The sequence below is a fragment of the Candidatus Poriferisodalis sp. genome (assembly GCF_965208485.1).
Lineage (GTDB): Bacteria > Actinomycetota > Acidimicrobiia > Acidimicrobiales > Poriferisodalaceae > Poriferisodalis.
Map to the genome: position 1 here is coordinate 1,292,283 of NZ_OZ242344.1, position 15,912 is coordinate 1,308,194.

The 15,912-nt window shown below is 67.6% G+C and carries 14 protein-coding genes; 10 read left to right on the forward strand and 4 right to left on the reverse strand.

What is annotated here, in order from left to right:
• The first annotated feature begins 1 nt into the window (after nt 1).
• Together ACOGXQ_RS05805 and ACOGXQ_RS05810 are read left to right on the forward strand one after the other, a co-directional pair.
• A complete protein-coding gene (locus ACOGXQ_RS05805; RefSeq protein ID WP_419946483.1) occupies nt 2–274 on the forward strand; it encodes a hypothetical protein in 273 nt (90 codons plus the stop codon).
• A 79-nt stretch (nt 275–353) separates the two neighbouring features.
• On the forward strand, nt 354–1,574 hold the full coding sequence (locus ACOGXQ_RS05810; protein WP_419946484.1) for an aromatic ring-hydroxylating oxygenase subunit alpha: 1,221 nt from the start codon (nt 354–356) through the stop codon (nt 1,572–1,574).
• Between the two features lie 120 nt (nt 1,575–1,694).
• Here the strand turns inward: ACOGXQ_RS05810 and ACOGXQ_RS05815 are convergent, their stop codons facing one another.
• Complete coding sequence (locus tag ACOGXQ_RS05815; protein WP_419946485.1) at nt 1,695–2,780, reverse strand: LLM class flavin-dependent oxidoreductase; 1,086 nt, start codon at nt 2,778–2,780, stop codon at nt 1,695–1,697.
• Nucleotides 2,781–2,797: 17 nt separating this feature from the next.
• Nucleotides 2,798–3,343, reverse strand: coding sequence for a pyridoxamine 5'-phosphate oxidase family protein (locus ACOGXQ_RS05820; protein WP_419946486.1), 546 nt, complete (start codon nt 3,341–3,343; stop codon nt 2,798–2,800).
• Between ACOGXQ_RS05820 and ACOGXQ_RS05825 the strand changes: the two genes are divergently transcribed.
• The 6 genes from ACOGXQ_RS05825 (at nt 3,342) to ACOGXQ_RS05850 (ending at nt 11,100) form a co-directional block, all read left to right on the forward strand.
• Nucleotides 3,342–4,109 (forward strand): nitroreductase family protein, encoded by a 768-nt coding sequence (locus ACOGXQ_RS05825; protein ID WP_419946487.1) that lies wholly within the window; start codon nt 3,342–3,344, stop codon nt 4,107–4,109. The genes ACOGXQ_RS05820 and ACOGXQ_RS05825 overlap by 2 nt on opposite strands.
• Nucleotides 4,110–4,140: 31 nt before the next feature.
• A complete protein-coding gene (locus ACOGXQ_RS05830; protein WP_419946488.1) occupies nt 4,141–5,706 on the forward strand; it encodes a hypothetical protein in 1,566 nt (521 codons plus the stop codon).
• 121 nt (nt 5,707–5,827) lie between these two features.
• Nucleotides 5,828–8,221, forward strand: coding sequence for an ABC transporter permease (locus tag ACOGXQ_RS05835; RefSeq protein WP_419946489.1), 2,394 nt, complete (start codon nt 5,828–5,830; stop codon nt 8,219–8,221).
• Entirely contained in the window at nt 8,218–9,012 is a 795-nt protein-coding gene (locus tag ACOGXQ_RS05840; RefSeq protein WP_419946490.1) for an ABC transporter ATP-binding protein, read from the forward strand. The genes ACOGXQ_RS05835 and ACOGXQ_RS05840 overlap by 4 nt, the downstream gene beginning before the upstream one ends.
• Nucleotides 9,009–9,797: an ABC transporter ATP-binding protein gene (locus ACOGXQ_RS05845; RefSeq protein WP_419946491.1), complete on the forward strand. Its 789-nt coding sequence runs from the start codon at nt 9,009–9,011 to the stop codon at nt 9,795–9,797. Before ACOGXQ_RS05840 ends, ACOGXQ_RS05845 begins: the two co-directional genes overlap by 4 nt.
• Before the next feature lie 37 nt (nt 9,798–9,834).
• Complete coding sequence (locus tag ACOGXQ_RS05850) at nt 9,835–11,100, forward strand: aromatic ring-hydroxylating oxygenase subunit alpha (RefSeq protein WP_419946492.1); 1,266 nt, start codon at nt 9,835–9,837, stop codon at nt 11,098–11,100.
• Between the two features lie 41 nt (nt 11,101–11,141).
• Here ACOGXQ_RS05850 and ACOGXQ_RS05855 read toward each other — a convergent pair whose 3' ends face one another.
• The gene (locus ACOGXQ_RS05855) at nt 11,142–12,881 is read right to left on the reverse strand and encodes an FAD-dependent oxidoreductase (RefSeq protein WP_419946493.1); all 1,740 of its coding nucleotides are present in this window, start codon (nt 12,879–12,881) and stop codon (nt 11,142–11,144) included.
• Nucleotides 12,882–13,040: 159 nt separating this feature from the next.
• Between ACOGXQ_RS05855 and ACOGXQ_RS05860 the strand changes: the two genes are divergently transcribed.
• Together ACOGXQ_RS05860 and ACOGXQ_RS05865 are read left to right on the forward strand one after the other, a co-directional pair.
• Nucleotides 13,041–13,832, forward strand: coding sequence for an SDR family NAD(P)-dependent oxidoreductase (locus ACOGXQ_RS05860; RefSeq protein WP_419946494.1), 792 nt, complete (start codon nt 13,041–13,043; stop codon nt 13,830–13,832).
• A complete protein-coding gene (locus ACOGXQ_RS05865) occupies nt 13,829–14,353 on the forward strand; it encodes a nuclear transport factor 2 family protein (protein ID WP_419946495.1) in 525 nt (174 codons plus the stop codon). The genes ACOGXQ_RS05860 and ACOGXQ_RS05865 overlap by 4 nt, the downstream gene beginning before the upstream one ends.
• 137 nt (nt 14,354–14,490) lie before the next feature.
• On the opposite strand, the gene ACOGXQ_RS05870 is transcribed toward ACOGXQ_RS05865, so the two are convergent.
• On the reverse strand, nt 14,491–15,906 hold the full coding sequence (locus ACOGXQ_RS05870) for an aromatic ring-hydroxylating oxygenase subunit alpha (RefSeq protein ID WP_419946496.1): 1,416 nt from the start codon (nt 15,904–15,906) through the stop codon (nt 14,491–14,493).
• Nucleotides 15,907–15,912: the final 6 nt, after the last annotated feature.

Sequence of the window (15,912 nt, forward strand, 5' to 3'; positions counted from 1 at the left end):
CATGCCGAGCGGCCTGCATCACCCGTTCAGCGGTGCGCTGTACGAGCGCCAGCACGACGACGAGATCGGCGACATCGTGGTGACCGACGGCGACCGCCAGGGGGTGTTCACCAGCGAAGGCGAGTGGATCAGCGGCGAGCTGCGCGAGTGCGACCCGCAGATGTGCAACTGGATCGCCGGCCCGCAGGTCGCCAACCACCGGGTGGCCGAGGCCGCCCGCGAGGGGCAAGAGGCTGAGCCCGCAGGGCGAAGCCGTGGCCCGAGCGGCCCGTGAGCGAAGCGAACAAGAGCGAGGAGAAAACCGTGCGGCAACCAGAAACCTCACCGGCCGACGCATGCGCTTGGATGTTCAGATGAGCCACGAGACATTGGTCGAGCTCACCCGCAGGACCCTCAAGCACGCTCGCGCGGGCACCGTGCCGCTGGCGGGCGAGATCGGGCGGGTCCCGGCCACGAACTACTACGACCCGGATCGCTGGCAACTGGAGATGGAGCGTGTCTTCAAGCGCACTCCCCTGGTGCTGGGCTTCACGTGCGAGCTGGGAGAGCCCCGCAGCTACAAGGCGCTGGAGGTGGCAGGCGTGCCCATCTTGCTGTCACGCGGCGCTGACGGCCAGATGCGCTCGTTCGTGAACATGTGCAGCCACCGCGGCTCGATCGTCGTGCGGGAAGGAACCGGCTCGGCCCGCAGGTTCACCTGCCCCTACCACGCCTGGAGCTACGACAACGAGGGTCGGCTGGTCGGCATCCTCGACCGCGACGAATTCGGCGATCTCGACCCCGACTGCAACGGCCTCACACCGCTTCCCGTGGCGGAGCGGGCCGGCATCATCTTCGGCGCCCTCACGCCGGGGATGCCCTTCGACATCGACGCCTACCTCTGCGGCTACGGCGAGATGCTGGAGCATCATGACTTCGCGAACTGTGCCTACGTGGGCAGCCAGAGCGTCGACGGCCCCAACTGGAAGGTGGCCTACGACGGCTATCTCGACTTCTACCACCTGCCGATCCTGCATCGGGAGACGTTCGGACCCGACTACTCCAACAAGGCCATCTACGACGCGTGGGGGCCTCACCAGCGGGTGACCTCGCCCGACCACCGGATCCTGGTGCTCGACGAACTCGAAGAAGACGACTGGCCCAGCGATGTGCTGACCGCAGGCGTATGGACGATCTTCCCGCACACCTCGGTCGCGGGCTTCAAGGTGAGCGCCGACGGCGTTCCCGGCGGCGGCCGCATGTACATGATCTCGACGCTGTTCCCCGGCGACAATCCCGACACATCCCGCACCATCCAGCACTTCTTGGCCGCATTCGAGCCCAACGAGCAGCTCGACGAGCTGATCGAGGCCCAGCAGGCGTTCCTGCTGCACGTCGTGCGCGACGAGGACTACTACACCGGCAACCGGATCCAGCGGGCCGTCAAGACCGGTGCCAAGACGGAATTCCTGTTCGGCCGCAACGAGGCCGGCGGCCAGCGTTTTCACGGCTGGGTGGATCGCCTCGTGGCCGCAGAGACCGACGACGACTTCGCCGACCTCTTCGCCGGTGCCGAGGTGGCGTTCCAGCGGTAGCTGGAACCATCAAACACAGCCAGCGGTAGCTGGAAGCGTCAAGCACAGTCAGCGCTAGCTGGAACCATCAAGCACAGTCAGCGGTAGCTGGAAGCATCAAACACAGTCAGCGCTAGCGGCTCAGAGCTCTCGCAGTACCGCCATGAGCTGAGGGAACTCCATGGCCCTCGCCATGATCTCGTCCATCCCGCCGACGACGCCGGTGAGGTTCGCGAGCACGGCGTACTCCAGCCCGTTGCGCGCGAAGCCTTCGAGCTGCGAACCGATCTCCTGCGCGTTGCCCACGAACAGCACCTGCTGCACCATCTCGAAGGGGATCGTGGGCGCCAGATCGCGCAGGTCGTCGGCGTCGAGGTCGTGGATGATGACATCGATGAACCCTTGGGAGTCGTTGCCGAGCGGGTGAGACATCCCGTTCGCCTCCCAGATGGAACCCATGGCGAACAGGCCGAACAGCTTGCCGAGCGGCTCGGCGTCGAACATCTCCGCAGCCCGTTCGGCGCTCTCCGCGAACAGGCAGAACGGCAGCATGCCGGCGGTGGGTGCGGGCCTGCCTGCCGCTGCGGCGTGCTCGCAGATGGTCTGGTACTTCTGCCCGTACTCCTCGGCCGACATCCACCACGCCGGAATCCAGCCATCGCCGTACTGGCCGGTGAGCCGCAGCATCCGGGGGCCGTGGCCGGCAACCCACACGGGCGGGCTGCCCTTGCCCGGCATCTCCAGCGGCAGGCCCATTCGACCAGGCCCGTTGGGCATCGACCCGGTGTCGAGCAGGCTTCGCAGTTCGATCAGGCATTCCTCGAGCGCAGCCACGGGGCGATCGAACGGGTAGCCGAACGGTGTGAGGCTCTCCGCCTCTCCCGAGCCGATGCCCAGGATGAAGCCACCCGGAATCAGATCGTGCAGGGTCAATGCGGTGCGGGCCAGGTCGGCTGCTCGCCGGCGGGTCGAATCGGTGACCGAGATGCCGTACGGCTTGTCGGTCATGGTGCCCACCTTCACCCCGTAGGCGAAGGGGTCGTAGAACGCATCGGGGTCGGCGCCGAGCGCCGACAGCGGGATGTCGGCCCACAGCTCGGGGTGGAAGACGCCCAAGATGTGGTCGGGCGCCCAGTAGCTGTCCGCACCCATCTGCTCATAGAGGGGGAGCATCTGCGTCGTTCCCTCCATCGGGTAGAGCGTCGGGAGCGTGATGCCGACCTTCATGGCGTGCCTTTCGTTCCTCAGCGGGAGGCCCGCGCTGCCATCCACTCGGCAGTGGCCTTCGACATCTTGGCGCCGTCGTAGCCGATCCGCTGGGTCGGGGAGACCTCGAGGATGACGCGGCGGGGCGAGTCCAGGAACTCGACGAAAGCGGCCTGGGCTGCTTCGCTGTCGGGCCTCAGCGCCGCGGCCAGCGCCGGGTAGTACCAGTCCTTGGTCTCGCGATCGTCGTGAACCGTGCAGGTGCCCTTCCACGTGATCGCCTTGTTGCGCGGCATCGGCGAGCCGGTGCTGGTGACGACGATGCACACCCGCGGATCTCGCCGCACGGCGCTGATGCGAGCCCGCTGGCTCGAAGCCGTCAGCCAGAACTTTCCGTCGCTCCAGACGTACGACATGATCACGCCGACCGGCCAGCCCTCCTTGTTGGCCCAGATGAATGTGCACTCGTTGTGTGCGAGCAGCAGCTGCTCCTCGGTGTCGGCGTCGAGGTCGTACATCGTGACGTCCTCGTAGTTCTCCTCGGGGTGGGCCTCCGATGATTGCCTCGATGATGGCTCTGGCATGGCGCGACTCCGTTCGGCAGCGGCGTCAAGCTACACCGCCGCCGGACTGGCAGTCTCACGCAGCCCGCCTGACCGCGTGACACCCGGCTACGTTGCCCGGATGGACGTCTACGAAGCCATCTACACGACTCGGGCGATGCGCCGGCTGTCATCGGAGCCGCTCGACCCTGCGCTGCTGCCCAAGCTGTTCGACGCAGCAGTGCGCGGCCCCAGTGGCGGGAACGAGCAGCGCTTCCGATTCATGACGGTCGCCGAGCCTGCCACCAAGGCGGAGATTCAGCGCATCTACCGCGAGTGCCTCGACGAGCTGAACTCGACGCGTTACGCACACGTCCAGCAGCAGGTGGCCTCAGGCGACCGGGACGATCCGGCCGTGCAGGCGGCGGTCCGCATTGACAGCTCTGCCCAGTGGTTCGCCGACAATTTGCACCAAGCGCCAGTCCTGGTGTTCGTGTTCGGCAAGCCCGGCGGGGAGACCACGACGTTTCCGTGCCTGTGGAACCTCTGCCTGGCGGCGCGCGCCGAAGGCCTGGGCACGGCCATCACGACGTTGCTCAAGCTGCAGCAGGAGCGGGTGGAGCGCCTGCTGGGCGTGCCCGATGACGGCGTCTGGCAGATGCACGGCATGGTCCCGCTGGGCACACCGCTCGGCAAGTGGGCCGTGGCCCAGCGCAAGCCGGCGCATCTGTCGGTGTTCAGCGAGCAATGGGGCGAGCCCGTCTCCTGGACGGCCGACGAGCCAATGTGGCCGCCCCATTTCGCCTAATGTGCCTTCACAAATTCCGGGAGGGGATCACGTGAGAACTTCAAGACTCGCAAGGCTGCTTGCGCTGTTGTTCGCGTTCACGCTCGTTGCTGCGGCGTGCGGCAGCGACGATGGAGAGGCCGAGGAGGTCGCTACGACCGAGGCGGCTGCGGACGACAGCGCCGACATGGCCGATGACGACATGGCCGACGACAGCGCTGACATGGCTGACGACGACATGGCCGACGACAGCGCTGACATGGCTGACGACGACATGGCCGACGACGACATGTCGGGCATGCTCGCCGACAACTCCGTCTTCGGCAACGGCGCCGAGGAATGGGAGCAGGCGGTCCACCTGGGCGAGGCCAACCCGCTAGCAGCCGAGGGCGATCCGATCACCCTGTTCCTGGTGAACTTGGAGGGGTCGCCCGGCGGCTCGTTCCCCGAGATTCGCGAGGGCCTCGAGATCGGCATCAACTTCATCAACACCTCGCTCGGCGGCGTCGGCGCCGATCTCGCCAACGGCGTGCCAGGCAGGCCGCTGACGCTCGAGTCATGTCCTCACACGCTCGACCCGGCTGAGGCGCAAGCCTGCGCCGCAGAGTCGGTCGCTGCCAATCCGGACATCATCGTGAAGGGCATCGACTTCTTCAGCCCGATTTTCTGGCCCGTGTGGGGCGGCCAGTTCCCCGTCATCGACACGCTGCCGATCTTCGTCGCTGACTTCGTCGCGGACGGATCGCTCGCCATGGGCGGCGCATGCGTCTCGGCGTTCCCGGGCGGGGCGCAAGCCATGGTCGAAGCGGGCCACGACCGCATCGCGATCATCTACTCCGACAATGCACCGGGCCAAGAATGCTGGGCTGACACGCAGGAGCGCTTCTACAAGTACTTCGAGCAGACGGCGGGCATCGAATACCGCGGCTTCCCCGAGGCGCCGGGCGATCCTTCGGACAACGACGCCAACGTGCAGGAGGTGCTGAACTTCCTCGAGGGCAGCAACGGTGCCGTGCACTTCGGCATCCAGGCGTCCGACTGCGCCGAGTACAACGATGCGCTCGACGCTGCCGGCAACACCCACCAGGTGTGGCCGTCGGGCTCATGCGTGGACGACGCCGTCACCAGCGCAGCCTCCGCCACCGGCAAGCATTTCGGCTTCGACGGTCCGCCGTCGCCGGACAATGCATCGCTGCTGGCGCAGTTCCACCCGTTCTGGCAGTGGGAAGTGAATCAGCGCGAAGCGGTCCTGATGGCAGGCGATCCTGAGTCGCCGCTGTCGACCTTCATGCGGCTCGGCTTCAACACCGCGGTGATGGCGTACCAGGTCGTCGGCGACTTCGTCGCCGCCGGCGGCGACCCGAGCGATCATCAGGCGCTGAAGGACTTCATGGGCTCGCTCGACAATCAGCACCGCGTGGCGGGCACGCCGCTCGACTGCGCCAACAAGGTGTCCGACTGGGGCGCGATCTGCGCCTTCCACTTCACGAGCTTCACCTGGGATGGCGAGGAGTTCGTGGCCAACGAGTTCCTGGGCCACGACCCGGCCGACCCGAGCACGTGGATCAACGTCCGTGACCTGCTGTCTGCGGTTGCCTCCGAGGTGCCGCGCGGCTAGCAGCGCCGCAGCACGCCGGGCAGAGCCCGCCCTGCGCCGCCCGTGGCGACGGGCAGGCTCTGCCCGCGTGCAACCCAAGGGGTGCGAGTGGACAGGGGGCGACTCACATGAGTGATGCGTCATGAGCGATCTGCTGGTTGCCATCGTCATCGGCATCGGCGCGGGCGGCCTCTACGCCATGCTCGGCTCGGGGATCGTGGCTGCCTTCAAGGGCTCGGGCGTCATCAACTTCGCGCACGGCGCGGTCGCGATGTACGCCGCCTACACTTGGTCGGAGCTCCGCCAGACCGGCGACGTCTACCTGCCGTGGTTTGACCCGCTGCCCACGCACTGGCTGAACCTGCCGGTGCGCATCAACATCCGCGACACCGGGTTCTCCGAGGCCGGCTTCTTCTGGGATCAGGCCGTGCCGATCTTCTTCGGCATGGCGATGGCCCTGCTGCTCGGCGTGATGCTGCACTACCTCGTGTTCCGGCCGCTGCGCAATTCGCCGGCGCTGGCGAAGGTCATCGGGTCGGTCGGAGCGATGCTGTGGTTCCAGTCCATCGCGCAGATCCACTTCGGCAGCACGCTGCGCACCCAGCAGGGATTCCTGCCCACCGGCTCGCTCGACAATTTTCTCGGCTTGGGCGCCAGCATCGGCGTCGATCGGGTCTGGGTGCTCGTGGCGGCGCTGATCATGGGCGGCGGCGTGGCGCTGATCTACCGCTGCACGCATTTCGGTCTCGCGACCAGAGCCGCTGACGAGAACGAGAAGGGCGCCACGCTGCTGGGCTACTCGCCCCAGCGGCTGGCGCTGCTGAACTGGCTGCTGGCCTCGCTCATGGCTGGTGCGGCGGGGCTGCTGTTCGTGGGCATCGCGACGCTCACCCCGTCCAACTACTCGCTGTTCGTCATCCCGGCGCTGGTGGCGGCGCTGCTCGGCAACCTGAAATCGGTCTGGCTGGCCACGCTGGGCGGCATCGGTCTGGGGATGGTCCAGTCCGGGTTTGTGAACATCGCCAATCGGGACTGGTGGCCGGAGCTGCTGCGCGCCGAGGCCGTGCGGCAGATCATCCCGCTCGCCGTCGTGGTGCTGTTCCTGTTCCTGCGAGGCGACAAGCTGCCCGAGCGCGGCACCGTCGGCGTCAAGGGCCAGCCGCGGGCACCTAAGACGCGCAACCCGCTCGTGACCGCCGGACTCCCGCTGCTGCTGGCCCTGGGAGGCGTCTGGCTGTTCAGCGGGCCGTGGGAAGTGGCCTTCACCGCCTCGCTGGTGGCGATACCGGTGATGCTGTCGCTGGTGGTGCTGACCGGCTACCTCGGCCAGATCAGCTTGGCTCAGACGGCGCTGGGCGGCGTTGCCGCCTACATGATGGTGCGGCTCGTCTCGGACGGCACCAAAGAGACCGAGTTCCAATTCGTGACCGTCGACGGGCCGGGGCTGCCGCACGAGATCGGCATGGTCTTGGGCGTGCTCATCGCGGTCGCTGCGGGGCTGCTCATCGCGCTGCCGGCGTTGCGCATCCGCGGCGTGCAGCTCGCGGTGGTCACCATCACCGCCGTCGTCGCGATCAGGGAATTCGTGCTGAAGAACGAATTCCTGTCCGGCGAGGGTGCGAAGTCGAACAATCCGGTGCCCCGGCCGAGCGTCTTCGGCGCAGATGTCGGCGTTCAAGACCCCGAGACGTTCAATCCCGACCGCTGGCAGTTCGCGGTGTTCGCCATCATCCTCATCGTGCTCTGCGCGGTGGCGGTGACGAACCTGCGCCGGGGCGGCACCGGCAGGCGTTTCCTCGCCATCCGCTCGAACGAGCGCGCCGCTGCAGCAGCCGGCATCGACGTGGCTCGCAACAAGCTGCTGGGCTTCGGCATCGCTGCCGGGCTGGCCGGCGTCGGCGGCGTGCTGACGGCCTACAAGCTGTCGTCGATCTCGTTCGAGAACTACAACGTCTTCGTCGGCATCGCCGTGCTGGCCTTCGCCTACCTAGGCGGCATCTCGATGGCGTCAGGCTCGGTGTACGGCTCGCTGATCTCGGCCGGCGGCATCCTCGCCTACTTCATCAGCCACCATTTCCCCGATGTCACCAAGGACTACATCACCGCCGTCGGCGCCCTCGGGCTGATCCTGAACGCGATCATCACCAACGGCGAGGGCATCGCGATGCTGAACCTGCAGGCGATGGCTGTCGTGCGCAACTTCATTCGCTACGCCCGCTGGCGCCACTGGCAGCGCCTGTTGGTCCGGCTCGCACCCACCATCGCCATCAGCCTGGTGCTGGGATGGCTGGTCTGGACCCGCCAAGCGCACTTCAACGGCTGGATGCTGGTGCTGGCGGTGTGGATCGGGCTGAATGTGCGGGCGCTCATCCAGACCATCATCAGGTACGCCACCGGCACCGGCGGGCTGTTCTACGTGCCGCCGCCCGACTCGCCCGCGTGGGGCCCCGTCACTACCGAGCAGACGGCCCCGGCAGAACCCGCGCATGCCGCTGGCGCCGGCGTGTCAGGTGACGCAGGAGGCAACGCCTCGTGAGCCTGCTCGAGACCTGCGACCTGACCGTCACCTTCGGCGGCCTGCATGCCAACGATGCAGTCAGCATCAGCATCGAGCCCGGCAGCTTCGTCGGCCTCATCGGGCCGAACGGCGCCGGCAAAACGACGTTCATCGACGCGATCACGGGCTTCGTCCCGACCTCCGCGGGCACCGCAACGCTCGACGGAGCGGACCTGCTGGCCATGAAGCCGCACGAGCGAGCCCAAGCGGGGCTGTCCCGCACATTCCAGTCCTTGGAGCTGTTCGACGATCTGAGCGTCGAGGACAACCTGCTCGTTGCGGGCGAGCGGCCCCGCTGGCACAGCTTCCTCGGCGATCTCGTCAAGCCCTCGCGCAAGACCGGGGTGGAGCCGCAGGTGGACTGGGCGCTGGAGGTGCTCGGGCTCACCGAGCATCGCGCCGCGAACCCCGGCGACCTGTCGCACGGGCAGCGGAAGCTCGTCGGGGTGGCCAGGGCACTGACATCGCAGCCCAAACTGGTGCTGCTCGACGAGCCGGCAGCCGGACTCGACACATCAGAGAGCCAGCTGCTGGGCAGCCAATTGCGCTCATTCCTGACCCACGGCATCACGGTCTTCCTGATCGACCACGACATGGGCCTAGTGCTGAACGTCTGCGACTACATCTACGTGCTCGACTTCGGCAAGATCATCGCCGCCGGCACACCCGACGAGATCAGAGTCCATCCTGAAGTGGTGCGGGCGTACCTCGGCGAGTCGGCCACCGACCTGCAAGAGGCGGGCGCCAAGGACGCGAGGGAGGCGCAGTGAGGCGCCGGCTGTTGCGCGGCAGCGCCGGTGCGCCAGGCGATGACAGCGGTGCTGGCGCGGAGACTGACGGCATCACCATCGCGGGGCTGCATACGGGGTACAGCGGCATCGCCGTCGTTCGCGATCTCGACATGTCGGTGCGGCCAGGCGAGGTTGTCGCGCTGCTGGGGCCCAACGGCGCCGGCAAGACCACCACGCTGCTGACGATCTCGGGGCTGATCAAGCCGATTGCCGGCCACGTCTGGATCGACGGCATCGCCGTCGACACCAAGTACCCGCATCGCAACGCCCGGCTCGGCCTTGCGCATGTCGCAGAGGATCGCTCGCTCTTCTTCGATCTCACCACCGAGGAGAACCTGCAGCTGGGCCTGCGCACCTCCGACAACGAAACCGAAGATCTCGAGCACGCGCTGGAACTGCTGCCGGCGCTGCGAGACCTGCTCGACCGCAGAGCCGGGCTGCTGTCGGGCGGTGAGCAGCAGATGCTGGCCATGGCGCGGGCGCTTGCGGGGCGCCCCCGGCTGCTGCTGGTGGACGAGATGAGCCTGGGCCTCGCACCGGTGATCGTCGAGCGCCTGCTGCCGATCGTCCGTGACGTCGCCGAGTCCACCGGCGCCGGCGTGCTGATCGTGGAACAGCACATTCACATGGCCCTCGAAGTCGTCGACCGGGCCTACGTCATGAACCGCGGCCGCATCGTGATGGAAGGCACGGCCGCCGAGCTGAAACAGCACCAGGAACTGCTGCTGGCGAGCTATCTGGGCGGCGACGAGCTCGATGAGTGAGCCTCGACCTCGCCGCAACCCCTGAGGGCAGACGCAGATGGATAGCGCGCTGATCGACCGCATCCGCTCGGACATGTCGTATGAGTTCGATCGCACCGGCCCTCCGGAAGGCTTTCCCGCGTTCCACGACATACCTGTCGAGCGGCACATCACCGACGACTTCGCGGCGCTCGAGAACGAGCACATGTGGCCGCGCACGTGGGTGATCGCCGGGCGTGCGGAAGATGTCGCAGCGCCGGGCGACTACTTCGTGTTCAAGGACCTCGGTGTGCCGCTGCTGATCGTGCGCGGCACCGACGGCCAGATCCGCTGCTTCTACAACACGTGTCAGCACCGGGGTGCACCGGTGGTACGCGATGACCGCGGCAGCTCACGCAGGCTGCGCTGCCAGTACCACTCATGGACCTACGAGATCGACGGCGGCACGCTGGTCTCGCTGCCCGACGAGCGCGACTTCGTCGACCTGGACTGGTCGGCTCGATGCCTGCCGCAGGCGAGCTGCGAGGTCTTCGGCGGCTTCATCTTCGTGAACCGCGACCTCAGCGCACCGCCGCTGGCGGACTGGATCGGGCCGATCGCAGAGATCTTCGAGCCGTTCGACTGCGAGCTGCTGCGCGAGGTGTACCGCAAGAGCGTGATCGTCCCCTGCAACTGGAAGGTCACCGCCGAGGCGTTCTTGGAGGTGTACCACTTCCGACACATCCACTCCCGCAACGGCGTGTCTGTGCTCGACAACCGCGGTGCTGCGATGGGCCTGTACCCGAACGGCCACAGCCGCATGATCACCCCCTACTCGAAGCAGAACTGCGAGCGGATGGGGATGGAGGCGTGGGACGACTGGAAGTTTCTGGACCAGGGCCCGTTCGCCACGGCCGAGCGCGTCCCTGCCATGGTCGACTGCACCAGCACGGCCCTCAGCCTGTTCCCGAACATCATCATCCCGTTCGGGCGCATCGGATTCCCCCTGCTGCTGTTCTGGCCGATGGACAAGCGGACCACCCGGCTCGACTGGATCTACTACGCGCCCACGGTCGACGGCACTCACGCCTGGGGCGAGGGCGAACTGCCGCCGCACTGGCAGGAACGCCGCACGGGCTTCGACCAGATCATGGACGAGGACATGATGAACATGGCCCCGATGCAGGAGTCGATGGAGTCACCGGCCTTGGGGGGCATTCCCATCAACTACCAAGAACGCCGCATCTGGCACCTGCACGAGCAGCTCGATCGGGTCATCGGCGCCGAGCGCATCCCCGAGCACCTGCGCATGCAGCCCCTGCTGGGCGATTACATCGAGGGATGAGCGGCTACATCGAGGGATGAGCGGCGCGGGCGAGCCTCGCTCTACCGCCCCGCGGTCACGGTGCGAGCAGCATCGCGGCCGGCGATGAAGCCCGTGGTGATGGCAGGGCCGAGGGTCCCCCCGGCGCCGCCGTACAGCATCCCGGTCGGTGCGGCCATGGCGTTGCCCGCGGCATACAGCCCGCCGATCACCCCGCCGGCATTGGCCAGCACCCGGCACCGCGTGTCGGTCTTGGGGCCGCCATTGGTGCCCAGCGTGCCCAGCTCGATCTCGGTGGCGTAGTAGGGGGCGGTCTCCAGCGGCCCGAGCGTCGCGCCGACACCTGCGATGCGCTGATCGCCGTTGAACGTGTCATAGGCGCTGTCGCCGCGACCGAACTCGGTGTCGCGCCCCTGTGCTGCGTCGGCGTTGAAGCGGGCCACGGTCGCCCCCAACGCCGGCGCCGGAACCCCGATCGCCGCGGCGAGCTCGTCGAGGGTCTCAGCACGGTTCATCCAGTCCGGTGCGTCCGGCCCCGGCGGCGCGCCGGCGACGTCATAGCTCAGCTTGTGACGGTGATCGAACACGAGCCAGCAGGGCAGATTCGGGTAGGTGAAGCCGGACGGATCGAACGTGTGGAACGCCCCGCCCATGGCGTTGTAGTTGCCGGCCTCGTTGGTGAACCTGGTGCCGGCGGAGTTCACCATGATCGATCCCGGTCGGGTTCGCTCCAGCAAGATCAGCCGCACCCGTGGATGCCCGAAGCTCTCTTCGCCGGGAACCCGCACGACCGGCACCCACCACGCGCTCGACATGTTGCCGAGGCGGGCGCCGGCCTCCATTGCCATCGTGAGCCCGTCGCCCGTGTTGGTCGGAGCACCGGCGGGCGCCGTCATGGGACCTCGCAGGAAGGCCGCGGTGAGCTCGGGATTCCATTCGAAACCGCCGGTCGCGATGATCACCGCGCCGGCACTGATCATGCGCCCATCGGCCAGCTCCACGCCGCGGACACTCACCTTGGCGTCACCGTCGCCTGCCCCGTGCTCGCCCGGCGCCGCGGCGGCACCGTCGGCGCGGCGCCCGGTCGGATCGCCGGCCGGATCCACAGTGATCAGCCGTGCGGCCGGTGCTCCCAGCATCGGCTCGACACCTCGGTCGAGGAGGCCTCGCAACAGCGCACCGGTGAGTGCGAGCCCCATGCCGAACTCGCTGCGCTTCGCTCGCGCGACGAGCACATCAGTCGGCGGCATCTGCGAAGCCCCGCCCAACGGCGTCTCGGTGAGCATGATCGGGTGAGCGCCTCGGTCGTTGCGGACACGCGCTGCCCAGTCTCCGAGCTCGTTGTAACTGAACAGCCCGTTGTCGAGCGAGCGACCGCCGCCGGGCAGCCCGCCGGGATGCTCAGGGTGGTAGTCGGGGTAGCCCCGAATCAGGTGGAAGCTGCACGGCGTCCGCTCGGCCAGATAGCGCAGTGCCTCCGGCCCGGTGTCGACGAGTGTCGCCGCCATGTCGGAGTCGATCTTCCCCAGCGACAGCGCTTCGAGGTAGGCCAGTGCCTGCTCCCGGCTGTCCTCAATGCCGGCGGGGGCCTGCAGGTGGTTCACCGGCATCCAGATGATGCCGCCGCTCATCGCGGTGGTGCCGCCGATGAGATCCGACTTCTCGACCAGCGCGACCGATGCACCGCTGTCAGCAGCAGCGATGGCCGCCACCAGCCCCGCTGCCCCGCTGCCCAGCACCACGACATCGACACCCTGGGTGACGGTGCCGGGCTGACCCTCAATTTCGATGTGATCTGACATCGCCTCGTACCCCTCTTGCCGCCCGCAGGTCATGGCTGTTCGGTGCCTTGCCAAGGCTCGCGTACCGCGTCGCTCGGTGCAGCCGCGTGCGTGGCGATGCTGTCAGGTGAGCATCGACCTCCGTGGCATCGGTGACATCGGCACATCTAGATTCATGCCGTGAACGAGAACGGCTTGGGCGCCCGGCCCCTTGAAGCACTGATCGATCTGAGCGGCCAGCAGGCGCTCGTCACCGGCGGGGGAAAGGGAATCGGACAGGCTGTCGCTGCGCGATTCGTCGAAGCCGGTGCCACCGTGACCATCGCCGACCTCGATCCCGATGCCGCCTCCACCGCTGCGGAGCTTGGTGCAGCATTCGCACACTGCGACATCACCGACCCCGATGACGTCTCCGCCGCATTGGACGTGGCGGGAGCGGCTGGCGGCGGGCCCGACGGCACTATCGACATCCTGGTGAACAACGCCGGCATCTACCCCACGACGGGCTCGATGCTCGAAGCGACCGACGAGTTCGTCGCCCGGATGCTCGACGTCAACGTCCGGGCTCAGTTCAGCACCGCCAGGGAGGCCGCCAAGCGAATGCCCGACGGCGGTTGCATCATCAACATGGCCTCCATTGCGGCGATCGGCGGCGGTGCGAAGATTTCTGCCTACAGCGCCTCCAAGGCAGCCGTCGTCGCACTGACACGGGCATTCGCGAACGAACTCGGTCCCCGGGGCATCCGGGTGAACGCGATCGCGCCAGGTGTCATCGACACACCGGGCGTTCGAGCTGAGACCGCCGAACTGCTCGCCAGCGGACTCGACATCGACGCGGTGATCGCCGCAAATCCGCTGCGGACCGCCGGAGATCCGGATCACATCGCCCGCGCCGCGCTCTTTCTCGCGAGCGAGCTGGCCTGCTTCGTGAACGGGCACCTGCTCGTCGTGGACGGGGGTTCACGGGCATGACGCCCACGACCGATGCCGGCAGCCCAGAGGCTGCGGCGCGGCGGCAGATCCACGATGCGCTGCTGTCGTACTGCCGCGGCATCGACCGGCTGCGGCCGGAAATCATCTCCGCCGCGTTCCATCCGGGCGCGATGCTGCACGACTACGGCGCCGAGCCCATGAGCATCGAGCAGTTCGCTGAGCACGCTCCTGGCACGCTCAAGCGGAAATTCGCCGCGACCCAGCACCGGATCGCCAACACGACCATCGAACTCGACAGCTCAGACTCCGATGAGGAACGCGGCGCCACCGTCGAGAGCTACGTGCTCGCCTACCACTGGGAAGCAACCGCAGACGTCGGCCGTCTGCACACCTTCAACGGTCGCTACATCGACCGCTTCGCCGAACGCGACGGGCGCTGGAAGATCGTTCAGCGTCATCTGCGGGTCGACTGGAGCAAGGTGGAGTCGGTCGAGGCCACGATGGGCGACCGCTGGGTGCCGAGCGGGCGGGGCAACGATCCAGACCCGCTGTGGGGCTGAGCGACGATCACACCGCCGCCCCACCGGCGACCATCACACCGCCGCCCCACCGGCGACCATCGCACCGCCGCCCTGCCGACGACCGTCACACCGCCGCCCCACCGGCGACCATCGCACCGCCGCCCTGCCGACGACCGTCACACCGCCGCCCCACCGGCGGCGATGCACTCGCGCACTCGGCGTTGCAGGTGGCGCACACGTGACTCCTGGTAGTTGCCGAGCGTCTGTGTGCCCCGGGCGCTCGCCTTGAAGCCCCGCGTCTGCGCAGCCATATTGGCCGTGTCCTGGTCGTACACCCGGCCGAGCCCGCCCAGACCGGCTGCCCTCGTGTAGCTGTCGGCGACATCCAGCTCGATGACCTCCGGCGGCGGCGGTGCATCGCCGTCGGCGGGGCGAGGCCGCATCATCAGCAGCTCGAAATAGCTGAAGTCGACATCGTCGGGGTCCGGCCGGAACCGGTACACCATCGGCAACGACAGGCCGGGGAAGAAGAACGCGTTGGGGAACAGGAAGTACTCGATGCTGTCCAGCGTCACCGACTGGCTCAGGGCGGAGAAGTCGTGGCCGTACCTCGCTCCTAGCTGGGACTTGGTGAGATCGGCGTAGAAGTCACGTGCCCGCTGGCCATCGGGGAGCTCCAGCGGTTCCATGCCGTGGCGGATGTTGCGCGTCAGGTGCGCCAGCATCTGCTGCTCAGTCCTGGGCACCGGCCGTTCGGGGCCGTCCATGCCGATGGTGTGAATGAAACGGGAGACGTTCGGCTCGAAGACGTCGTACTGGGTGGTCACCTCGTCGCCGGGCTGGCCGGTGGCGTGGGTTTCGCGCACGTGATAGGCCTCGATGAATGCCTCCGCGGCGGCCTTCCAGTTGCACGGCAGGCGCTTGCGCAGGTGCGTCTCGACGTAGCGGTTCTCGAGGCTCCATTCGCCGCACACCTCGGCGAAGTGCTCGGGCAGCACGCCCAAGTACTCCGACAGCGGTCCTGCGCCGCGGTCGAAGTTCACGAACACGAAGCCGCCCCACTCCCCGACCGGCATCTCCACCAGGCCGTGGCTCTGGGCATCCACATGGGGGAAGTCCCAGCTCGACGGCACTTCGGTCAGCTCGCCGTCCAGCGACCACGTCCAGCCGTGGAATGGGCACGTGATCTGCTGTGCGAACCCGCACGACCCCGCGGGCCGCAGCTGGGTGCCCCGGTGCATGCAGGAGTTGACGTAGGCCTTGATCTGGCCGCTGGGCACACGCACGACCAGCGCCGAGTAGGGCCCGACGTCGTAGACGCAATAGTCGCCCGGCTCCCGAATGTGGTCGACGTGGCACGCCCACTGCCATGTCTTGCCCCAGACGTGGCGAACTTCCTGCTCGGCGTAGGCGACACTGAGGTACGGCTCGAAGGACAGGTCCTCGTCGCCGAGAAACACCGGCGACTCCACCAGCAGCGGGTCCGGCGGCCGGATGGGATCAGCCAGTATCTGCTCCCGCAGCGTCGGGCCGGGACCGCGCGCGGTCCCCGGTGCCGCCGATGTACCGGCTTCCAACGACTCATCGCCCATGAGGGG